The following is a 17,734-nucleotide window of genomic DNA, read 5'->3' on the forward strand; positions in this document are numbered from 1 at the left end:
TCTCCCTTTCTAAACCAGCAGCAGGACGATGCAGCCGCTGGGCGCTGATGGCACTCGGCCTAGGGGTAGTTAGCTGTTGCGGATACGCTCGGCGGACGCGAGGGACTTGAGGCCGTACACGACAGCACCTCCGGCTCTGAGGCTGGCAGCGATATAGGTCGCCTCTGCCAACTCTTCATCGCTTGCACCGCAGGCGACGGCATCATTGGTGTGCACCTTGATGCATCCTTCGCACTGCGTGGTCAGTGCGACCGCCACGGCCATGAGTTCTCTGTATTTTCGGGGGATCTCACCGGGTCCGGTGAAGACCGAGGCGTTGAAGGCGGCCAGCGCCTGACCCATCGAGCTGGCTCGGTCACCGAGCGGCGCCGTGCGATGGTTGTGCGTCATCACAGTCATCAAGTTTCCTTCAGATAATGGCTCGAATAGCGTTTCGAGACAACGGTCGCCAACTACACCTACGTGTCGATGGCCGAGTTCGCCTATTCCGCGTTCAGCGTCGATGTCTTCGCCCGCCGAATTCTAGGTTGGCGGGTGATGACTACGAGGCCCCGCCGTTGGTCAGCGGCGTCCTCGAACAAGCGCTGTTCACGCGACGGAGGACTGATTTCCGCTTCACTTTAACAGGTTTGGCGCATCACGCGGATGCGGGCAGTCAGTACACGTCGCTCGCGTTCACCGAGGCGTTGGTCGAATCCGGGATCACGGGCTCGATCGGCAGCGTCGCCGACACCCTCGATAATGCCATGATGGAATCGGCCATAGGGCTCTACAAGACCGAACCCATCCGCCGGGAATGGGTATGAACCGGACGGGCCGAGGCGGAGCGGGAGACGGCCGTGTGAGTTCGCTGGTTCAATGCTCGGCATAGACCGGGGGCACCGTGGGAGCAGCAGCCAGATAGGTCAACCGTGGACAACATCAGATCGGCCATTATGGCCCGACCAGCGACGCTATCTCCGACTTACTGAAAAACGGGAATTGACAACGCAGACTCGGTGTTGGACTATCAACACGCGGCGTGCCGACCAGCGGAACAGCATGCCAGCCAATTGGGATGCGGCGCGGATCTCCTGCGCACACACCGACAATAGGGCGGAACCATGGGCGTGGGACTTGACGATGACCTGCTACGTGACTTTTTCGGCAACGCCGAACAACGTGCGATCTTCGACGGACCGCAGCGACTGCAGGGGTGGCTGGATGTAGAGCGCGCTCTAGCACAAACTCAGGCTGAACTCGGAATCATCCCGGCCGAAGCTGCGCAGCGTATTTCAGCGCACTGTCAGAGCGATCTTTTCGATATCAATCAGCTGCGCCAACACGTCAGCGCAACACAGCATCCAATCGTTCCGATGGTTAATGCGCTGGAGAAGTTGGTTGGCACAGAGTTTGGACAGTTCGTGCACTATGGTGCAACTTCTCAAGACATCATGGATTCCGGTCAAGCCCTTCAACTGCGTCAATCACTGCAGGGTATCGAGCGCGATGTGGCTGCAGCCACGAAGGCAGCCGCGTCGCTCGCTCTGAAGCATCGCAACACTACTCAAGTTGGTCGAACGCATGGACAACACGCCGTTCCGATCTCATTCGGTCTGAAGGCCGCTACCTGGGTAGATGAGCTGCAGCGGTTGCACACACGCATAGCAGAATCGCGTGATCGAATTCTCACAGTTCAGATCTTCGGTGCCGCCGGAAGCATGGCGGGGTACGGTGACCGTGCCTTCGAAGTAAAAGCGGGTGTGGCATCGCGGCTCGGCCTTACGGAACCGGTGGCACCCTGGCACGCGACTCGAGACCGCATAGCCGAGCTAGGTTGCTTGATGGCCCTCCTCGCTGGTGTATCCGAGAGGATCGCGGCAGAGGTGATTCGCCTGCAATCCACAGAATTTGGGGAACTGGTAGAGCCTCTCCAGCCTGGTCACATCGGATCATCGACGATGCCGCAAAAGCGAAATCCGCACCTTTCCGAAGGCATCGTAGCCAAAGCACGAATTGCGCAAAGCCTATCCGCTGGGCTACTCCGAAATGGCGCTCACCAGCACGAACGAGACATGGGGCATGGGCTGTCGAGTGGCTGACTGTCCCTGAGTTGATGGTTGGATCTGGCGCGATGGCAGCCGATCTGAACCATCTGCTGGAAGGTTTGCAGGTAAATGTCGAGCGTATGCGAAGAAATGTCGGAATCACCGGGGGCCAGGTCAACGCCGAATCTCTGATGATGATTCTTGATTCATCCATTGGACGTGATCATGCCCATCACCTTCTTGTTGAGTTGACTCGATCCGCCGACCTTCGAAACCTGAACTTCTCCGAGGTTGCGACGGCGGATGAACGAGTAGCCTCCCACCTGTCGCGAGATCAGATAATGAAAGCTCTTGATCCAACACAATACCTAGGTTTCGCGCCCGAGGTGGCAGACCGTATCAGTCGCGCGCTCACCGCTGATGCGGAGGACCGACCCTCGATCAGCCCATAGCCCGGCATCTCGTTCTTTGGCTCAGCTCTGCCGCCTGCGACAACATCAAGTTCTGGCGAAGCGTGCCCTGACAGGCAGCAGGTGGAGGGGAGGTTGAGGAGTTCGAAACACTGAAACGCTACGCCCAAGAATCGATCACCGTACGGATCCTTCACCTGTCCGATCGTACGGCGAGCACGGCCAGCGACAGGAACGATCCACTCAACTTGTACGGCGCTCCAGAGAAGTTGATTTCGAGCGCACACTCCTGCCCTATTCGGTTCATGAGGGCACGAGCGCAGAAAACCCACCGGCGGTCGTGACTACCTCGTCGCGCACACCACACAAGATGCAGTCGAAACAAGGCCGAACGCAAGCGCTGGGCTGACGAATCGTAAGGAAAAAGAATTGAAGCTTGGACTTCGGATACCACAACGCGACAAGGTGAACCTTCGTCTAGACGTCACCGAGGTGGCTCAGACTGCGGAAAATAGCGGATTTGACAGCCTCTGGGTCTATGAGCGAAGCCTCTATCCCCTAACGCCCGAGGAACCCTATCCATACTCTGATCCGCCCGGCGGCGATTGGCCATCCTATTATCGGCAAACCGCAGATCCACTCAGCGTACTTGCCGCTGCCGCGATGGTAACCAGTCACGTGCGTCTTGGGACGAGCGTGCTCATCGCCGCGCAACATATTCCTTTCCAACTGGCGAAAACAATAGCAACAATCGATCAGATCAGTGAAGGCCGATTCGTCGCGGGCTTCGGTGCCGGATGGTCGAAGGACGAAATGCGCGCCGCAGGAGTGGATCCCAATCTTCGAGGGCGCTACCTCGACGAGACGCTCGACGTCCTCGCGGCAGCATGGGGACCGGATCCAGTGAGCTACCAAGGACGACGCACGATCGTCAGCAACGCTATCGTCGGCCCGAAGCCGGCGTCACGAGTGCCTGTTCTCATCGGGGGCGGAGGTACCCCCCGGACCATCGAACGAATCGCTTCTCGAGCCGATGGATGGCTGTCCATTCCCTTCGGCTCAAAAGGATTCCAGGAGATCGAATCCACCTGGAACAAGATCCGCGAGCGCGCCGTCGAACTAGGTCGCTCCGCCGAACACCTCGAGCACATCGTCTGTGCAAATATGACTCTCACCTCCGAGCTCGCGGGGGCCGAACGCACACCTTTCGTCGGCACGATCGACCAAATTGTCGAGGACGTCGTCGCCGCGTCGGAAGTGGGCGTCGACGAGCTGATCATCGATCTGAACCTTCAAGATCCTTGGTTCACCGATAGCAGAAAGATGCTAGACACGGCACTCGAGATCTTCCACCGTGTCAACAAAACGCTGAAACATACGGTAGCCGATATCTCCCTATCGGGTTCTTCGGAACCACGATAGGGAGATATCGGCGTACTTGATCTCGTCGACCGAGGTGGTCTTGTCGTACACCGGAGCATCGAAGGGGAAGGTTTGAGCGCCTCGGTGGCTGCGATATCAATCATGGAGCGCAACCGTGATGGTGGTTGCGCTGTTGGTCACCGTCGACGAGCACGTGACAGTGGCCGAACCGATTTGCCGGGTTCGCGATCAAGGCGAGAGCGGAGAATCCGGCGATCGCGCCGGCACAGACGACACGGCGCGTGATTGATACAGCCACGAGACTGTACCTTTTCGAGTCACCGCGCCCCCGCGCACCGGTTGCCCAGGCGTCGCTTCCACCGATTGTGGTAACGACGCGGTTGCCCGATCCGGAAGACGTCCTGGGGACAACGAACCCCCGCTCCGATTTCACTACCGACCGGCTTCGACGGGAAGCTTTCGCGGCTGCCCCTTCGTGAGCCGGCGAGCTCGCTCCTCTGTCGGGGCTGTGGAAGAACACTGCGTGGCTCGACGTTGATCAGGCTCGATGTTCACGGGAGGCCAGCGGTGCACTGGCCATCGGTGCGCACAATGTTGGCGAGCCGACAGTCGACCCAACAATCCGCGGCTGGCTCGATCGGCTACCGGGCATCAGTCTGTTGTTGTTGTGGTCGCCGTGCAGAGCCACAAACGCAAGCAAGGTGTGGAATCCGGTGACAAAGCGCTCGACGGATCAGAGCAGTGAACTCACGTTCGCTGCAGTGTCGGAGACCTGCTTTCCCCACCAGGGCACACGATGCTCGTCGAAACGGGTCTCCGGCATCGAGATACCGATGCCACCTACCGGGCATCCCCCCTCCCCCAGCACAGCTGCCCCGACGGCACATACTCCCATGCGGTTCTGATTGACATTCACCGCATATCCGACGCGGCGGATCTCCTCGATCTTCATTCGGATCGATTCGGGATCGGTGTCGGTCTGCGGAGTGAGTTGCTGGATGGGATTGGAAAGAATTCTGTCGACCTCGTCGTCCGGCAGGCGCGCCATGATCGCCATTCCCCCCGACGTGTGAGGTAGCTGCCATGTGCTGCCGACCTTGATGAAGGTGCGAACCGCCTGATGGGAATCCATGCGTTCGATCTGAACCACCCGTTCCGCACCGTCACGGACCTGGAGTGTGATGGTCTCGTTCGTCAGATCCCGCAGCTCACGCATCGGTTCGAGCGCGACCGTTCGCAAGTCTCCCTTGTCCCAGCCGCGCCGGCCCACGGCGAGTGCCCGTGAGGTGAGCTTCCATCGTGTGTACTCGCTCTCATCGCTGCGGATCCAGCCGGCGGATGCGAGTGCCTGAAGAGTCCGCTGCACGGTCGATTTCGGCAACTGAAGGGTGCGTGACAGTTCGCCTACTCCGACCGGCTGGCTCTCCGCCACAGCTTCGAGTACGCGCAAACCTCGTTCGATGCCCTGCACCTACTGTTCCTCTCCCTCGACCGCCGCTCCGCGCGGTGCAACATTTCGTACTGTGCCGATTATCGGCACAGTATGTCGAAATGTCCAGTCTTGATGTCCGCTACGGACTCAGCGAAGGCGACTCTCGGCGACCGCGCCGACGCCGACAGGCGGCGAACTGTCTGCGAGGATCTTGAAGACGCCCGTCGCCGTTGCCACCACCGAGTCGTTCACCCGCAGATCGGAGTCCGCAAAGACGATCGATGCCGTGCGCCGCACGATACGGGGTGAGCTCGTCAAGAGATCACCGACCCGCACGATACCGAGGAAACTGACATTCAGCTGCACGGTTGCCATGTTCTGCGTGCCGGTTTCCGCGAGGGCGGTCGAACCGAGAGCCCGGTCGGCGAAGGCCATGATCAGGCCACCTTGCACGACTCCTCGAAGGTTTCGATGTTTCGGTTCACACCGCAGCCCGTATTCCCGCGCACCGCCTTCTCCGCGACGCAGCAGCAGTGGACCGATCAGCCCGATGAACCCACCGTCGTGCACCTCGTCCCATTCGACTTCGCTCACGCCCACCTCAACTTCTACTTCCATCCTGGCTTCGATCTTTCATACCCATCGACTCGGGTCGCGACCTGATGGGTGGCGCGGAGCCGCCGACGGCGAGGTTGGAGGAACTCGCTCGTCGGCGGCCCGCGAGGTTGCGCCGGCCTCGTGTCTCGTGACCACCACGAGCACTGCCGGCCGCGCAACCGGTCAGTGGGTTACTGGGTAGCCGAGAGCACCTTCGACGGCACGGCCGAGTCACGGATTTCCCATAGCACCGGCTTGATGCACCGGAAGAACTGGGCTGCGTCCTCGCTCATCGGGAAATGTCCGAGTCCCGTCATCGGAACGACCTTCGCACCCTCGATCTGCGCGCCGAGTTCCTCAGCCTCCTCCGGTCCCGTCGCGAAGTCGTATTCGCCGTTGAGGATGTACACGGCGGTCTTCGACGTATCGATGTTCTGTGCCGTTTCCCGAAGATCGTGCTCGACGCTGTAGTAGTGGAGATCGCCCTTGAAGACCGGCGGGGACCCCTGGCTGTAGACCCAGGTCGTTTCCCTGCGGCCGACCTCGGGCGCCGTCGGCGAGGTGAGCGCGTACATCGCCGCCGGCTTGGAGTCGTTGCTGATCTCGGGGTGGAACCAGTAGTCGAGGTAGTAGCCGGGCGAATGCAGCGCCGCCTCGAGCGCGATCACGGCACGGAACACGCCGGGGTAGTGCAGGGCCAGATCGGGGGCGAGGTTGCCGCCCATCGAACTACCCATGTAGACCGCATCCTCGCAGTCGAGGGCCTCGGCCAGGGCAACGACGAACTTCATGAAGAAGTCCTGGGTCAGGTTGTACTCCTGCTCCCACCATCGCACCGAGAGCGGCGGCAGCGACCGCCCGTGATACGGCAGATCCCACGTGATCACACGGAAGTGAGACGTGATCTCCTCGTCCTCGAGGAGATGACGATACTGGCGGCCGTCACAGCCGGCGGTGTGCTGGAGAAGCAGCGGGATCCCGGACCCGCTCTCCTCGTAGTAGACCCGGTACTCGACGTCGTCGATCGTGAGATGGACGTACCGCCCGACCGCCTTGTCGAACTTCGTCGTGGTCATTTCGCCTCCTCGGCAACATTGGTGTACGAACGCATGAAATCGAACAGTCGCCTGAGCGCGGCGTAGTAGGCGAAGAACATCTTCATGTCGCCCCCGTAGCGGAAGTTATGCCGGGTGACCGCCGAGAAGAGGTCCTGATAGAACGGGCGAGGCACCCGCTGGAAGAACTTGCTCCATTCTTCGATCGGCGCCGAGATCTCGATGTCGTAGTTCCGCGCAACCGTCATGAGGTTGTTGCCCTCGGGCGGTGCCATGGAGTCGAGTCGACCGTCACGAATCACCAGCACGTAGGTTTCATCGCCGATCTCCAACCGGACGATGGCGTTCCAGAAGCGCGCCGCAATCTTGAATTCGGGATCCAAGTTGAGCGCCTCTGTGAACCTCTCCGTGTCCACAAATGGCATGGCCTTTCCCTTTCCAGTAAGTCGCTATTCGACCTGCGATCACACGCGGGCGGCGTGGGGTTCGCGGGACATGGCGGCCGCAGGCCGCCCCTAGTGGAACTGTGCCGTTCAGCGGTACGCCGTGTCAGTTTCGAGTATGTGTACTGGCTCACAATTTGTCAATACGCTGACGTGGACCTCCGATGCCCGAGCTCGACACACCCCGCCCAGCGCCGAACGGCTCGCTCGGAGGCGCGCGTGCTCCATGGGGTTCGTCAATTGCTGTGAATCTCACTATGTGACATGCATATTCCACCATTTGGTTTTGCGCGATAGCTTCTGTGGACCGACGCCATTTCCGCCCGCTGCACCCCCGCACTCGGGCTGGGCGACTCGTCACGCGCGGAAACAGTCCCGCGTTCGTAGTTCGGAGATCTGATGAAAATTGCAGTCATTCCCGGGGACGGAATCGGACCCGAAGTCATCGGCCAGGCGGTCCGGACCTTGCACGAGGTTGCCCCCACCGTCGAAACCAGCTACTTCGACCTCGGTGCCCGAAACTACCGGGCAACAGGTCGTCTGCTCGACCCGGAAACACTCGACGAGATCCGGCATCACGATGCGATCCTGCTCGGTGCGATCGGCGACCCCACCGTCCCCGCCGGCACGCTGGAACGTGGCATCCTGCTCGAAATGCGCTTCGCGCTAGATCATCACATCAACCTACGTCCCACGAAGACGATGCCCGGCGCGCCTCGAGTACTTGCCGGAGATGCGAATCTCGACCTGCTCGTTGTCCGGGAGGGAACTGAAGGCCCGTACACCGGCAACGGGGGCGCACTCCGCGTCGGAACGCCCCATGAAGTCGCTACCGAAGTCAGTGTCAACACACGCTTCGGCGTCGATCGACTTCTCCGGGAGGCGTTCGAGCGCGCCACGGTCAGGCGGCACAGGTTGACGATCGTGCACAAACCGAACGTTCTCGCTTTCGCCGGCTCCTTGTGGACGCGCGCCGCCGACGAACTGGCAGTGCTGTATCCGGACGTCGAGGTCGATCACATGCTCGTCGATGCGGCCATGCTGCATCTCGTCACAAACCCTGCCCGATTCGACGTCATCGCCACCGACAACCTCTTCGGTGACCTCATCACCGATCTCACGTCCGCCCTGGGCGGGGGTGTCGGGCTGGCGGCAAGTGCGAACATCGACGGCTCACGGAGGAATCCCGGCATGTTCGAACCAGTACACGGGAGCGCCCCGGATATCGCCGGTCGAGGAGTCGCCGATCCCACAGCCGCGATTCTCTCGGTGGCGTTGATGCTGCATCACCTCGGGCTGTCACGTGAGGCGAACACCATCGACCAGGCAGTTCAGGACCACATCGCATCCCGCGGACAGGAATCCTGCCCCACCGAGCAAATCGGTGAGCAGATCAGGAGCCGAGTAGCCTCCGGACCACTCACACCCCCTCACCGTCTGCCGGCCGCCAGTTCGCAATGAGTTCCACGAGACCGGGAAAGCGCTCATCGAGGTCTTCGATGCGGACTCGGCTTCGTCGCTCGAGCCCGTGCTGCCGCTGTCGGATGACACCTGCCTCCCTGAGCGCTTTGAAGTGGTGGGTGAGGCTCGACTTCGGCCGGTCGAATCCGAACCAACCGCAGGTGTGGTCGTACTCCTCAGAGCTGGTCAACAGCCGATTGACGATCGTGAGCCTCAGCGGGTCGGCGAGGACGCCCATGACCCGCTCCAGACGAATCTCCGATGCCGCCGGTTCGGGTAGCGGCGTCGGCAGAGAAGGCTCTTCGCTGTCGCTCATGCGATAGGTCGGCGCAAGTTCGGTCATAGATCCAGCATAGCGGTAGTACGAATATTGTCGTACCATCTCTGTACGACAATTTTCGTACTAGTACGACCGGTATCGAACCGGGTGCGGAAGAGGAGACAGCGATGGCAAAGAGTTCGGCCGGCCCGAAGGAACTGAGGTGGTCCCTGGCCGCCGCAAGCACGGTGACAGCCGTATTCGTGCTGTCCAACGCGCCCACACCGCTGTACACGCGCTGGCAAGCGCAATGGGGATTCAGTTCCGGAACCTTGACGATCGTGTTCGGGGCGTACATGGTCGGGCTGATCGGGACCCTTCTCGTCGCCGGGAAACTCGCCGATCGATATGGGCGGAAGGTCGTGCTCGTCCCAGGCCTGGTCGCCGCGGTCACCGCGGCGGGACTCTTCCTCTCGGCCACGGACGTAGTGTGGCTGCTGGCGGCCAGGCTGCTCGCGGGCGCCGCAGTTGGCGCTGCCGTCACCGCAGGCATGTCGGCGACGATCGATCTCGCCCCCGATCACCGGCGCCGGACCGGATCCATGATCGCCTCCGCTGCAATGGTATTCGGTGCCGGACTGGGCCCCCTCCTGTCCGGGGCGCTCTCCCAGCTCATCGACACACCACAGTCCTGGATATTTGGAATCGTGCTCGCAATAACGACGCTGACGCTGGTCGTCGCGATACGGTTGCCACTCCACCGCGGATTCGCAGAGGACGGTCCTGTCGGACCTCTCTGGTCATGGCCTTCCGTACCTCGCCCGAACCGTCGTGAACTCGCCTGGGGAGCAGCAGCATTCGCTCCGGGCATTACCTCGACCTCCTTCTTCCTCTCCCTCGGACCCTCAGTCCTCGCCACCGGCATCAACGCCCCCAGCCCGCTACTCGCGGGCGCAGCGGCATGCGGCATGTTTCTGGTAGCGACCGGAATCCAGTTCGCCCTGGCGCATCTACGTACCAGAACCCATCTCGCCCTTAGTTCCTCTGCCGCATTCGTCTCGATGGTGACGCTGACGGCGAGCGTCACCATTTCCCCGACGCCGGCGTTGTTCGTCATCGCGGCATTTCTTGCCGGCGCCGCGCAGGGCCTCGGCCAGCTTGCCGCACTGACGCTGATCGGCACCCGGGTCCCGTCGAACCATCGCGCCGAAGCAAATGCGACATTGAATATTGCCGGCTACATTCCTGCGGCTCTGCTACCCGTGGGAACGGGCTACCTGATCCAATTCGTACCCTTCAGCGCAGCCATCATCACGTTCGCGGCAGCCGTCATGGCATTCTCCTTCGCCGCCTTGATCACCGTACGAATCAGCACAGCCCAACACCTGCGTCCAGGTACCGCGGAAGAGCACGGGATCCGAGGCGAGACGGACGCTGCCACCGAGGAAGCACTGATGGAAAAGGCGCAGAGATGACCCACGGACAGTCGTGTTGCCGGGCACCATTGGTCTCCACGTCGATGGGTTGGACCCCGTCAGCCCTTGTCAGGAGCTCCGCCGAGGGGCTTGACTGAAACCTGGGTCTCGATCGCTCAGGACGACAGACAGGGAGAATACAGATGCCCACCCATCAGGCAGTTCACGTCCAGGCCCCCGGCGAACCGCTGACACTCGTCGACGTCGAAACCGCATCGCCCCCTCGCGACCACGTACGCATAGCGGTGTCCGCGTGCGGAGTATGCGGCACCGACCACGCGTTCATCAACGGCCAATTCCCGGAGATGTCCTGGCCACTGACACCTGGACACGAGATCGCCGGAACCGTCGCCGAACTCGGCGCCGGCGTCGACCACTACACCGTCGGCGACCGCGTTGCCGTGGGTTGGTTCGGTGGGCACTGCAACCAGTGCATCCCCTGCCGCAAGGGCTACTTCATTCATTGCGAGAAGTTGCAGGTGCCGAGCTGGCAGTACCCCGGCGGATACGCCGAGTCCGTGACTGTTCCAGCCAACGCACTGGCCCGGATTCCGAGCGAGCTGTCCTTCGCCGAAGCCGCGCCCATGAGCTGCGCCGGCGTCACCACGTACGACGCGCTGCGGAAGACCAGCGCCGTCCCAGGCGACCGCGTCGCCATCCTGGGCATCGGCGGGCTCGGCCACCTCGGTGTGCAGTTCGCCCGGGCGATGGGCTTCGAGACGATCGCCATCGCCCGCGGCGCCGACAAAGGCGACGACGCTCGTCAGCTCGGCGCCCACCACTACATCGATTCCACCGCCGGCGACGTCAGCGAAGCGTTGCGGGCACTGGGCGGCGTGGCGGTGGTCCTGGGGACCGCGGCGAACTCGAAAGCGATGGGCGACACGGTCGGTGGGCTGCTTCCGCACGGAGAACTCACCGTCGTCGGTGTCACGCCCGAGCCACTGCCGATCAGCCCTCTGCAGTTGATCACTCCCGGCCTCAACGTGACCGGCCACCCCTCCGGCACCGCCCGCGACGTCGAAGAGACGATGCAGTTCGCGGTCCTGTCGGGGGTGCGCGCCCGAATCGAGGAACGGCCTCTGACTCGAGCGGCGGAGGCCTATGCAGCGATGGAGGAAGGTCGGGCACGCTATCGCATGGTCCTCACCATGTGACCAATCTCGGCATCGGTTGATCGACTGTCGTCAGCGGGGTTCGTTGCCACTCCGCCGTTCGATGCCCCAGGTGCCGGAAGGTCCGTGGAGCTTCTCGTACGCCGCCTTTTCGGCGTCGTGACGGGACGCCTTCCTCGGGTTCTCCAGATCGGGCGGCAGTCCGTGCCTCTCGAGGCGTCGAGATCGGTTCTGCGCCATGTACGACACCGCGTAGAACACGGCGAGTAGCACTCCGAGCAGGACCATGGAGGCGCGCAGTCCGAGCGGTCCCGGGAACAGGAAGAACGCGGCGAAGACCGGAACGAACGGGACCATGCTGCGAATGAGGTGCCGAGGAACCGCCCAGTCACCGACCAGGTCGTTGCGGACCCAGTCCTGCATTGAGTCGGGAAGTTTGCGGCCTACCGCGTAGCCCAGCCACTGTATGGGGCCGGGCCGGGTTCGTTGCGTGTTTCGCGACATGACAACTACCTGTTCACGTTGTACTGAAGTCGAATTCGACATGATTGTCCTCATTGATCGAGCGCGCCCGCTCTGAGCGCAGCCTGATTGACGCGAGTGAGAACGTCGTGGAGTTCTTCGAGTTCGGCCAGGCCGACCCCGAGCTTCTCGATCACGGCGGGCGGAATCTTCTCGGCTTCCGCACGTAGCGCAGCACCGGCTTCGGTCAGCTCGACATCCAGTTGCCTCTCGTCGGCCCGGCTGCGGGTGCGCGTGATCAGTCCGGACGCCTCGAGGCGCTTCAGGAGCGGCGAGAGGGTGGGTGAATCGAGTTGCAGCGCGGTCCCGATCTCCTTGACCGCCATCGGGGCCTTTCCCCAGAGAGCGAGCATGACCAGATACTGCGGATGCGTCAGCCCCATCGGTTCGAGCAGGGGGCGGTAGACGGCGAGAACCGCCCGGTTCGCGATCGCGAGCGCGAAACATACCTGCCGGTCGAGAGCGAGTAGATCGCCGCCGGCCTTCTCCTGCTCAATGTCTGCGGTCATGCCACCAGGCTACCAGAATGATTCGTGCAATAACTAATATTGCACGAATCATTCTGGAGATAGTCGGCGATCCTCAAGGCAGACGCGCAACGAGGGCATCGAGGCCGGTTCGCGGGCCGGAGAAGAACGGCGTCTCCAACCGAACGTGCCGACGCGCGTCGGTCGCACGAAGGTCTCGCATCATGTCGAGGATCCGGCTCGAGTCCGGAGCCTCGAAGGCGAGGATCCACTCGTAGTCGCTCAACCCGAAGGAACTCACAGTGTTGGCCCGCACGTCCGGGTAGGCGCGAGCCGCTCGGCCATGTTCGGCGAGCTGCCGTCGCCGTTCGGCGTCCGGCAGCAGATACCACTCGAGCGATCGGTTGAACGGGTACACGCACACGAACTGCCCCGGCTCCTCATCGGCCACGTACGCCGCGATGTGAGTGCGGTTGAATTCGGCCGGCCGGTGGAGCGCGACCGCACTCCACACCGTCGTACACGCCCGCCCGAGTCGGCAGCGACGAAAACCGGAGTAGGCGGCCTGCAATCCCTCGACGGTGTCGTCATGCGTCCACATCATGAAGTCGGCATCTCCACGTAGTCCTGCGACGTCGTAGATTCCGCGGATCGAAACACCGGACTCGGCAACTCGCTCGAGATAGGCGTGCGCATCGTCCACCACCTCGGCGCGCACATCCGGCAGCGCGCCGGGGGCCACCCGGAACACGGTGAACATCATGAACCGCACGCGCTGATTGAGCTCGGTAAAGCGAGACCTGGTCAAGGGCTCGGGCTACCGCTCGACCGGGGCGCCGACCAACGAGCCGTACTCCACCCAGGAGCCGTCGTAGTTCCGAACGTCGGGGTAGCCGAGCAGTTCGTGGAGAACGAACCAACTGTGCGCCGATCTTTCGCCGATCCGGCAATAGACGATGATGTCCTTCGTCTCGTCGAGGCCGGCGCCGCCGTACAGGGCGCGGAGTTCGTCCTCGCTGAGGAAGGTGCCGTCGTCAGCGGCAGCCTTGGACCACGGCACGTTGACCGCAGTCGGGACGTGCCCCGGGACCTGGGGTTGTTCCTGCGGGAACTGCGCGGGAGCGAGGATCGTCCCGGAGAATTCAGCGGGAGACCGGACGTCGACAAGGTTCTTGTTCCCGATCTGCTCGATCACCTCGTCGCGGTGCGCGCGGATTCCCGACACGGGCTCGGACGCCACGTAGTCGGTGACCGGCCGGGTGACCTTCTCGCTCGACAAGGGCCGGCCGTCGAGCTCCCACTTCTTGCGTCCGCCGTCGAGCAGCCGGACGTCGCGGTGGCCGTAGAGCTTGAAGTACCAGTACGCGTAGGCCGCGAACCAGTTGTTGTTCCCGCCGTACAGGATCACCGTGTCGCCGTTGGCGATGCCTCTCTCGGACAGGAGTTTCTCGAACGATCGCCGATCGATGACGTCGCGGCGCACCGGATCTTGAAGATCGCGCTTCCAGTCGATCCGGACGGCACCGTCGATGTGGTTCGTCTCGTACTGCGCGGTGTCCTCGTCCACCTCGACGAGGACGACGTCGGGGTCGTGTCCGTGTTCGACGACCCATTCGGCGTCGACCAGAAAATTGCTTCTACTCATGGTTCATCCTTCACGTCGTCGGCAACCGGGGTGTGCACATATAATTAATGCACGATCTATTCGCCTACGCTACAGTTTCGGGCACGCAGTTTCGACAGGAGCACCGATGACAACACCGAAGACCCGCCCTGCGCAGGCGAAGACCCCGCGCACGGAGGGGCAATGGGCACAGGGCGACCGTGAGCCACTCAATGTGAACGAGCAGGTCAAACAGGACGACGACGGCCTCAACGTGCGCAAGAGAATCGAAGAGGTGTACTGCCGTACCGGCGTCGCCGGCATCGACCCGACCGATCGGCGAAGCCGATTCCGCTGGTGGGGGCTCTACACCCAGCGCGCACCTGGCATCGAGGGCGGCCGAACCGCCACGTTGCCGCCGGAAGAGCTCGAGGACGAGCACTTCATGCTCCGCATCCGCATCGACGGAGGGGCACTGACCACTGAACAGTTGCGCGTCGTCGGTGAAGTCTCCCGACTGTTCGCCCGCGACACCGCGGATCTCACCGACCGCCAGAACATTCAGCTGCACTGGATCAGGGTCGAGGACCTACCCGAAATCTGGCGGCGACTCGAAGGGGTAGGCCTCACGACCGCCGAATCCGCAGGCGACACCCCGCGCGTGGTCCTCGGCTCGCCGATGGCCGGCATCGCCGTCGACGAGGTTCTCGACGCCACACCCGCTCTGCACGAGATCACCCGCCGATTGATCGCAAACCCCGAGTACTCCAACCTGCCGCGCAAGTTCAAAACCGCCATCTCCGGCCTCCAAGACGTGGTCCACGAGATCAACGATGTGGCGTTCATCGGTGTCGACCATCCGGTTCATGGCCCGGGACTGGATGTCTGGGTCGGCGGCGGCCTGTCGACGAATCCGCGGATCGGCGAGCGCCTCGGCGCATGGGTACCACTGGAAGACGTGCCCGACGTGTGGATCGGAATCGTCTCCCTCTTCCGCGACTACGGGTATCGGCGACTGCGGGCGAAGGCGCGCCTGAAGTTCCTCGTCTCGGACTGGGGTGTCGAGAAGTTCCGCAACGTGCTCGAAAAGGAATACCTCGGACGCGCGATGCTCGATGGACCAGCACCCGAACCGCTCGACGAACCCCGCGATCACGTCGGTATCCAGCGTCAGAAGAACGGTCTCAACGCCGTCGGGATCGCACCCGTCGTGGGCAGGGTCGGCGGCACCGTGCTGACCGACTTGGCACGAGCAGCGGAAGCATCCGGATCCCGGCGGGTCCGCATCACCCCGATGCAGAAACTCGTCATCCTCGATGTGCCCGACGAACAGGTCGGCTCACTTCGATCGAGTCTCGACGCTCTCGGGTTCCCCTCGAGCCCGTCACCGTGGCGACGGAGCACCATGGCCTGCACGGGCATCGAATTCTGCAAGTTCGGGATCGTCGAAACCAAGGCGCGAGCCGCCGCACTCATCACAGACGTCGAGAAGCGATTGGCCTACGTCCAGGATCAGCTCGAGCACCCGATCACAGTGCACCTCAATGGGTGCCCCAACTCGTGCGCCCGCATCCAGGTCGCCGACATCGGCCTCAAGGGCATGATCGTGACCGATGACGATTCCAACCAGGTCGAGGGATTCCAGGTTCATCTCGGCGGCGGCCTCGGGCTGGATACGAGCTTCGGGCGCAAATTGCGCGGCCACAAGCTTCCAGCCGCCGAGGTGCCCGACTACGTCGAGCGGATCGTTCGACGGTACGTGGCCGACCGCGAGGGCTCCGAGAAATTCGCGGCCTGGGTCCAACGCGCCACCGAAGCCGATCTCGCATGATCGGCTGGCACCGCCGGCCACCACGTAATCGCGGCTGAGGCCAGACCTCCCGGAGCGCCCGTCAGTCGAGGTCCGCTACTTGCCGGCGTCGGTGAGGGGTCGCGTCAACTCGCCTGCGCGTGTCGGCGGGGAGGAAGCTGGTTGACCAACTGCTCCCACTCTTCGAATCGGGCGGCTTCGGGCGAGCGCCGACGGGGCGAGGGTCCGGCGGCGAGGTCTACCAGGCTCCGGGCAGCGCCGAGGACGGTCAGATGATGACGCCGGGCGACGTCGAGGAGTTCGTCGAAAGCCTGGGCGTCACTGCAGCCGCGACCGGCGATCAGGATTCCCTTCGCCGTGCCGAGTAGTTCACGTCCGTCGGGACGCCTACGAGGGATCAGGCGTGTCGGGCCGGGAGTCGGAGTCAGTAGTGTGCTGTCCTCGATCATTCCGCGATGCTCCTTCGCTCTCGTGCATCGACCGCCGACCCGCCGGTGTGCCGACGATCCAGTCCGGACGCAAAATGTGAGTCACGTCACTGTCGATGCCTCAACATTTCTAGCCCACGGCGCCGCGCCTGTCATCTAGACAAATGTCCAGCTGTGCCGTCACATGACAAAGCGCTCAGGTAGTGGCCACCAACAGGTCTTCTCCACTCGACGGGCGCAGGCCGTCGGATCGATCGGCGAAGTAGCGCTCGGCGAGTGAAGTTCCCGCCACATGCTGCGCGCCGTCGAAGCCGGCCTCGCGGGCCAGGGTCAGCATTTCCGGCGGGGTGTAGAAACTGACGAACGGTGTTCCGGCCGCCCGCGCACCGCTCTCGGACGCCCGGAATCCGGGGCGATCGGCGTCGTCGAAACGAGCACGCGCGACAATGGGCCGCCCGAAACCCGCTGGTGCCGGCCGGGTCCATGTCCGGGCGAGCCCGCCAGCCGTCGCCCGGAGACGCGAGCTGCAGGCCGATCTCGTCGACGAGCACGTGTGGCGGCGCGTCGACCTGTACGTGCATCGCCCGCCACAGGGCAACTCGCTCGGCCTGCTGTCCGGTCCGTCCGTCTGCTCGCGTGCCGTCGCCATGACGTTCTCGCTCCTCACGGTCAGTTCTCGAGAATCCGATACCACGCCCAGCTAACGCCCACCGTCCCCAGCGTATATACCTCGTATGAAACGTTCAGTGAAGCGAGCCACCAGCCTGCTCACGGCTACAGCAGCCGCTCTCCTCGCGTTCGCAACACCCGCGCAGGCAGACTCCCCCACCCCCGTCTACTTCCGTGTGGGGAACTTCAACTGCTCGATCGCACCCGACGACAGCGTGGGATGCGATCTGCCACAACCATTGCCGATGGACTTCCCGATCCTCGGCGAGTTCGGACTGCCGTGGCTGGGACCCGTCCAGCACGTCGTCATCGACCTTCCCTGGCTTCCCGCTCACCCCACCTACCCGCCCGGCACCCTGTTCACCCTGCCCGGCGGCAACCCCGACATCTCCGAGGTCGCCACCAGCCAGAGCATGTACCAGAAAACGATCACCCACGGGGGAACCACCTGTCTCGCAGGGTTCATGGGAGACGTCACCTGCACCGCCAAGGGACACAGCTTCGTCGTCACCGTCTACGGAATCCACGCCCACTGAACCGGTAGCACACGAACCGGATACCGACTTCGTCGCTCACAT

At 62.8% G+C, this 17,734-nt stretch carries 21 protein-coding genes and 1 pseudogene; 10 read left to right on the top strand and 12 right to left on the bottom strand.

Going from position 1 to position 17,734, the window contains the following annotated elements; genetic code table 11:
* Positions 1 to 69: 69 nt before the first annotated feature.
* On the bottom strand, positions 70 to 399 hold the full coding sequence (locus tag QM806_RS32170; protein ID WP_009472874.1) for a carboxymuconolactone decarboxylase family protein: 330 nt from the start codon (positions 397 to 399) through the stop codon (positions 70 to 72).
* Between the two features lie 45 nt (positions 400 to 444).
* On the opposite strand from QM806_RS32170, the pseudogene QM806_RS32175 reads away from it, so the two are divergent.
* The 5 genes and pseudogenes from QM806_RS32175 to QM806_RS32195 all read left to right on the top strand — a co-directional run.
* Positions 445 to 803: pseudogene (locus QM806_RS32175) on the top strand (DDE-type integrase/transposase/recombinase); the annotation flags it as partial.
* Between the two features lie 300 nt (positions 804 to 1,103).
* Positions 1,104 to 2,081 carry a lyase family protein gene (locus QM806_RS32180; protein WP_283294032.1) on the top strand — a complete coding sequence of 326 codons (978 nt, stop codon included), beginning with the start codon at positions 1,104 to 1,106 and terminating at the stop codon, positions 2,079 to 2,081.
* A gap of 32 nt (positions 2,082 to 2,113) precedes the next feature.
* A complete protein-coding gene (locus tag QM806_RS32185) occupies positions 2,114 to 2,479 on the top strand; it encodes a lyase family protein (RefSeq protein ID WP_231137612.1) in 366 nt (121 codons plus the stop codon).
* A 387-nt stretch (positions 2,480 to 2,866) separates the two neighbouring features.
* Positions 2,867 to 3,859, top strand: a complete 993-nt coding sequence (locus QM806_RS32190; RefSeq protein ID WP_054245834.1) for an LLM class F420-dependent oxidoreductase — start codon at positions 2,867 to 2,869, stop codon at positions 3,857 to 3,859.
* A gap of 115 nt (positions 3,860 to 3,974) precedes the next feature.
* Positions 3,975 to 4,109 carry a hypothetical protein gene (locus QM806_RS32195; RefSeq protein ID WP_269207242.1) on the top strand — a complete coding sequence of 45 codons (135 nt, stop codon included), beginning with the start codon at positions 3,975 to 3,977 and terminating at the stop codon, positions 4,107 to 4,109.
* A gap of 444 nt (positions 4,110 to 4,553) precedes the next feature.
* On the opposite strand, the gene QM806_RS32200 is transcribed toward QM806_RS32195, so the two are convergent.
* The 4 genes from QM806_RS32200 to QM806_RS32215 all read right to left on the bottom strand — a co-directional run bounded on the left by QM806_RS32200 (position 4,554) and on the right by QM806_RS32215 (position 7,287).
* The gene (locus QM806_RS32200; RefSeq protein ID WP_065491294.1) at positions 4,554 to 5,291 is read right to left on the bottom strand and encodes an IclR family transcriptional regulator; all 738 of its coding nucleotides are present in this window, start codon (positions 5,289 to 5,291) and stop codon (positions 4,554 to 4,556) included.
* A gap of 108 nt (positions 5,292 to 5,399) precedes the next feature.
* Complete coding sequence (locus tag QM806_RS32205) at positions 5,400 to 5,846, bottom strand: PaaI family thioesterase (protein WP_231137613.1); 447 nt, start codon at positions 5,844 to 5,846, stop codon at positions 5,400 to 5,402.
* Positions 5,847 to 6,040: 194 nt separating this feature from the next.
* Entirely contained in the window at positions 6,041 to 6,925 is an 885-nt protein-coding gene (locus QM806_RS32210) for an alpha/beta fold hydrolase (protein ID WP_005253144.1), read from the bottom strand.
* Positions 6,922 to 7,287: a hypothetical protein gene (locus QM806_RS32215; RefSeq protein ID WP_241769434.1), complete on the bottom strand. Its 366-nt coding sequence runs from the start codon at positions 7,285 to 7,287 to the stop codon at positions 6,922 to 6,924. The genes QM806_RS32210 and QM806_RS32215 overlap by 4 nt, the downstream gene beginning before the upstream one ends.
* Before the next feature lie 456 nt (positions 7,288 to 7,743).
* Here QM806_RS32215 and QM806_RS32220 point away from each other — a divergent pair, with 456 nt between their 5' ends.
* On the top strand, positions 7,744 to 8,808 hold the full coding sequence (locus tag QM806_RS32220; protein ID WP_231137932.1) for a 3-isopropylmalate dehydrogenase: 1,065 nt from the start codon (positions 7,744 to 7,746) through the stop codon (positions 8,806 to 8,808).
* Here QM806_RS32220 and QM806_RS32225 read toward each other — a convergent pair.
* Positions 8,768 to 9,151: an ArsR/SmtB family transcription factor gene (locus QM806_RS32225; RefSeq protein WP_054245836.1), complete on the bottom strand. Its 384-nt coding sequence runs from the start codon at positions 9,149 to 9,151 to the stop codon at positions 8,768 to 8,770. The two genes, QM806_RS32220 and QM806_RS32225, sit on opposite strands and share 41 nt — an antisense overlap.
* A gap of 104 nt (positions 9,152 to 9,255) precedes the next feature.
* On the opposite strand from QM806_RS32225, the gene QM806_RS32230 reads away from it, so the two are divergent.
* A complete protein-coding gene (locus QM806_RS32230; protein WP_005253140.1) occupies positions 9,256 to 10,542 on the top strand; it encodes an MFS transporter in 1,287 nt (428 codons plus the stop codon).
* A gap of 143 nt (positions 10,543 to 10,685) precedes the next feature.
* Positions 10,686 to 11,699, top strand: coding sequence for an alcohol dehydrogenase catalytic domain-containing protein (locus QM806_RS32235; RefSeq protein WP_005253139.1), 1,014 nt, complete (start codon positions 10,686 to 10,688; stop codon positions 11,697 to 11,699).
* Between the two features lie 30 nt (positions 11,700 to 11,729).
* Here the strand turns inward: QM806_RS32235 and QM806_RS32240 are convergent, their stop codons facing one another.
* The 4 genes from QM806_RS32240 to QM806_RS32255 all read right to left on the bottom strand — a co-directional run bounded on the left by QM806_RS32240 (position 11,730) and on the right by QM806_RS32255 (position 14,291).
* Positions 11,730 to 12,161: a DUF5313 family protein gene (locus QM806_RS32240; RefSeq protein ID WP_037202753.1), complete on the bottom strand. Its 432-nt coding sequence runs from the start codon at positions 12,159 to 12,161 to the stop codon at positions 11,730 to 11,732.
* A 50-nt stretch (positions 12,162 to 12,211) separates the two neighbouring features.
* Entirely contained in the window at positions 12,212 to 12,688 is a 477-nt protein-coding gene (locus tag QM806_RS32245) for a MarR family winged helix-turn-helix transcriptional regulator (RefSeq protein ID WP_283294035.1), read from the bottom strand.
* Positions 12,689 to 12,761: 73 nt separating this feature from the next.
* Complete coding sequence (hemQ, locus tag QM806_RS32250; RefSeq protein ID WP_502943921.1) at positions 12,762 to 13,454, bottom strand: hydrogen peroxide-dependent heme synthase; 693 nt, start codon at positions 13,452 to 13,454, stop codon at positions 12,762 to 12,764.
* Positions 13,455 to 13,463: 9 nt separating this feature from the next.
* Positions 13,464 to 14,291, bottom strand: a complete 828-nt coding sequence (locus QM806_RS32255; RefSeq protein WP_005571770.1) for a sulfurtransferase — start codon at positions 14,289 to 14,291, stop codon at positions 13,464 to 13,466.
* A 106-nt stretch (positions 14,292 to 14,397) separates the two neighbouring features.
* Here QM806_RS32255 and QM806_RS32260 point away from each other — a divergent pair, with 106 nt between their 5' ends.
* A complete protein-coding gene (locus tag QM806_RS32260; RefSeq protein WP_283294037.1) occupies positions 14,398 to 16,080 on the top strand; it encodes a nitrite/sulfite reductase in 1,683 nt (560 codons plus the stop codon).
* Positions 16,081 to 16,184: 104 nt separating this feature from the next.
* Here QM806_RS32260 and QM806_RS32265 read toward each other — a convergent pair whose 3' ends face one another.
* Positions 16,185 to 16,508: an ANTAR domain-containing protein gene (locus tag QM806_RS32265; RefSeq protein ID WP_283294038.1), complete on the bottom strand. Its 324-nt coding sequence runs from the start codon at positions 16,506 to 16,508 to the stop codon at positions 16,185 to 16,187.
* Positions 16,509 to 16,683: 175 nt separating this feature from the next.
* Complete coding sequence (locus QM806_RS32270; protein ID WP_502943922.1) at positions 16,684 to 17,136, bottom strand: methyltransferase; 453 nt, start codon at positions 17,134 to 17,136, stop codon at positions 16,684 to 16,686.
* Between the two features lie 97 nt (positions 17,137 to 17,233).
* On the opposite strand from QM806_RS32270, the gene QM806_RS32275 reads away from it, so the two are divergent.
* Entirely contained in the window at positions 17,234 to 17,692 is a 459-nt protein-coding gene (locus QM806_RS32275) for a hypothetical protein (RefSeq protein WP_283294039.1), read from the top strand.
* Positions 17,693 to 17,734 lie beyond the last annotated feature (42 nt).

The organism is Rhodococcus sp. IEGM 1351, assembly GCF_030056875.1.
Classification (GTDB): domain Bacteria; phylum Actinomycetota; class Actinomycetes; order Mycobacteriales; family Mycobacteriaceae; genus Rhodococcus_F; species Rhodococcus_F opacus.

Excerpts from the sequence above, each read along its gene's own strand:
- QM806_RS32225 (WP_054245836.1), bottom strand. The coding sequence starts at position 9,151 with ATGACCGAACTTGCGCCGACCTATCGCATGAGCGACAGCGAAGAGCCT.
- QM806_RS32235 (WP_005253139.1), top strand. The coding sequence starts at position 10,686 with ATGCCCACCCATCAGGCAGTTCACGTCCAGGCCCCCGGCGAACCGCTG.
- QM806_RS32260 (WP_283294037.1), top strand. The coding sequence starts at position 14,398 with ATGACAACACCGAAGACCCGCCCTGCGCAGGCGAAGACCCCGCGCACG.
- QM806_RS32240 (WP_037202753.1), bottom strand. The coding sequence starts at position 12,161 with ATGTCGCGAAACACGCAACGAACCCGGCCCGGCCCCATACAGTGGCTG.
- QM806_RS32180 (WP_283294032.1), top strand. The coding sequence starts at position 1,104 with ATGGGCGTGGGACTTGACGATGACCTGCTACGTGACTTTTTCGGCAAC.
- QM806_RS32185 (WP_231137612.1), top strand. The coding sequence starts at position 2,114 with ATGGCAGCCGATCTGAACCATCTGCTGGAAGGTTTGCAGGTAAATGTC.
- QM806_RS32170 (WP_009472874.1), bottom strand. The coding sequence starts at position 399 with ATGACTGTGATGACGCACAACCATCGCACGGCGCCGCTCGGTGACCGA.
- QM806_RS32245 (WP_283294035.1), bottom strand. The coding sequence starts at position 12,688 with ATGACCGCAGACATTGAGCAGGAGAAGGCCGGCGGCGATCTACTCGCT.
- QM806_RS32230 (WP_005253140.1), top strand. The coding sequence starts at position 9,256 with ATGGCAAAGAGTTCGGCCGGCCCGAAGGAACTGAGGTGGTCCCTGGCC.
- QM806_RS32255 (WP_005571770.1), bottom strand. The coding sequence starts at position 14,291 with ATGAGTAGAAGCAATTTTCTGGTCGACGCCGAATGGGTCGTCGAACAC.
- QM806_RS32210 (WP_005253144.1), bottom strand. The coding sequence starts at position 6,925 with ATGACCACGACGAAGTTCGACAAGGCGGTCGGGCGGTACGTCCATCTC.
- QM806_RS32265 (WP_283294038.1), bottom strand. The coding sequence starts at position 16,508 with ATGATCGAGGACAGCACACTACTGACTCCGACTCCCGGCCCGACACGC.
- QM806_RS32270 (WP_502943922.1), bottom strand. The coding sequence starts at position 17,136 with ATGGCGACGGCACGCGAGCAGACGGACGGACCGGACAGCAGGCCGAGC.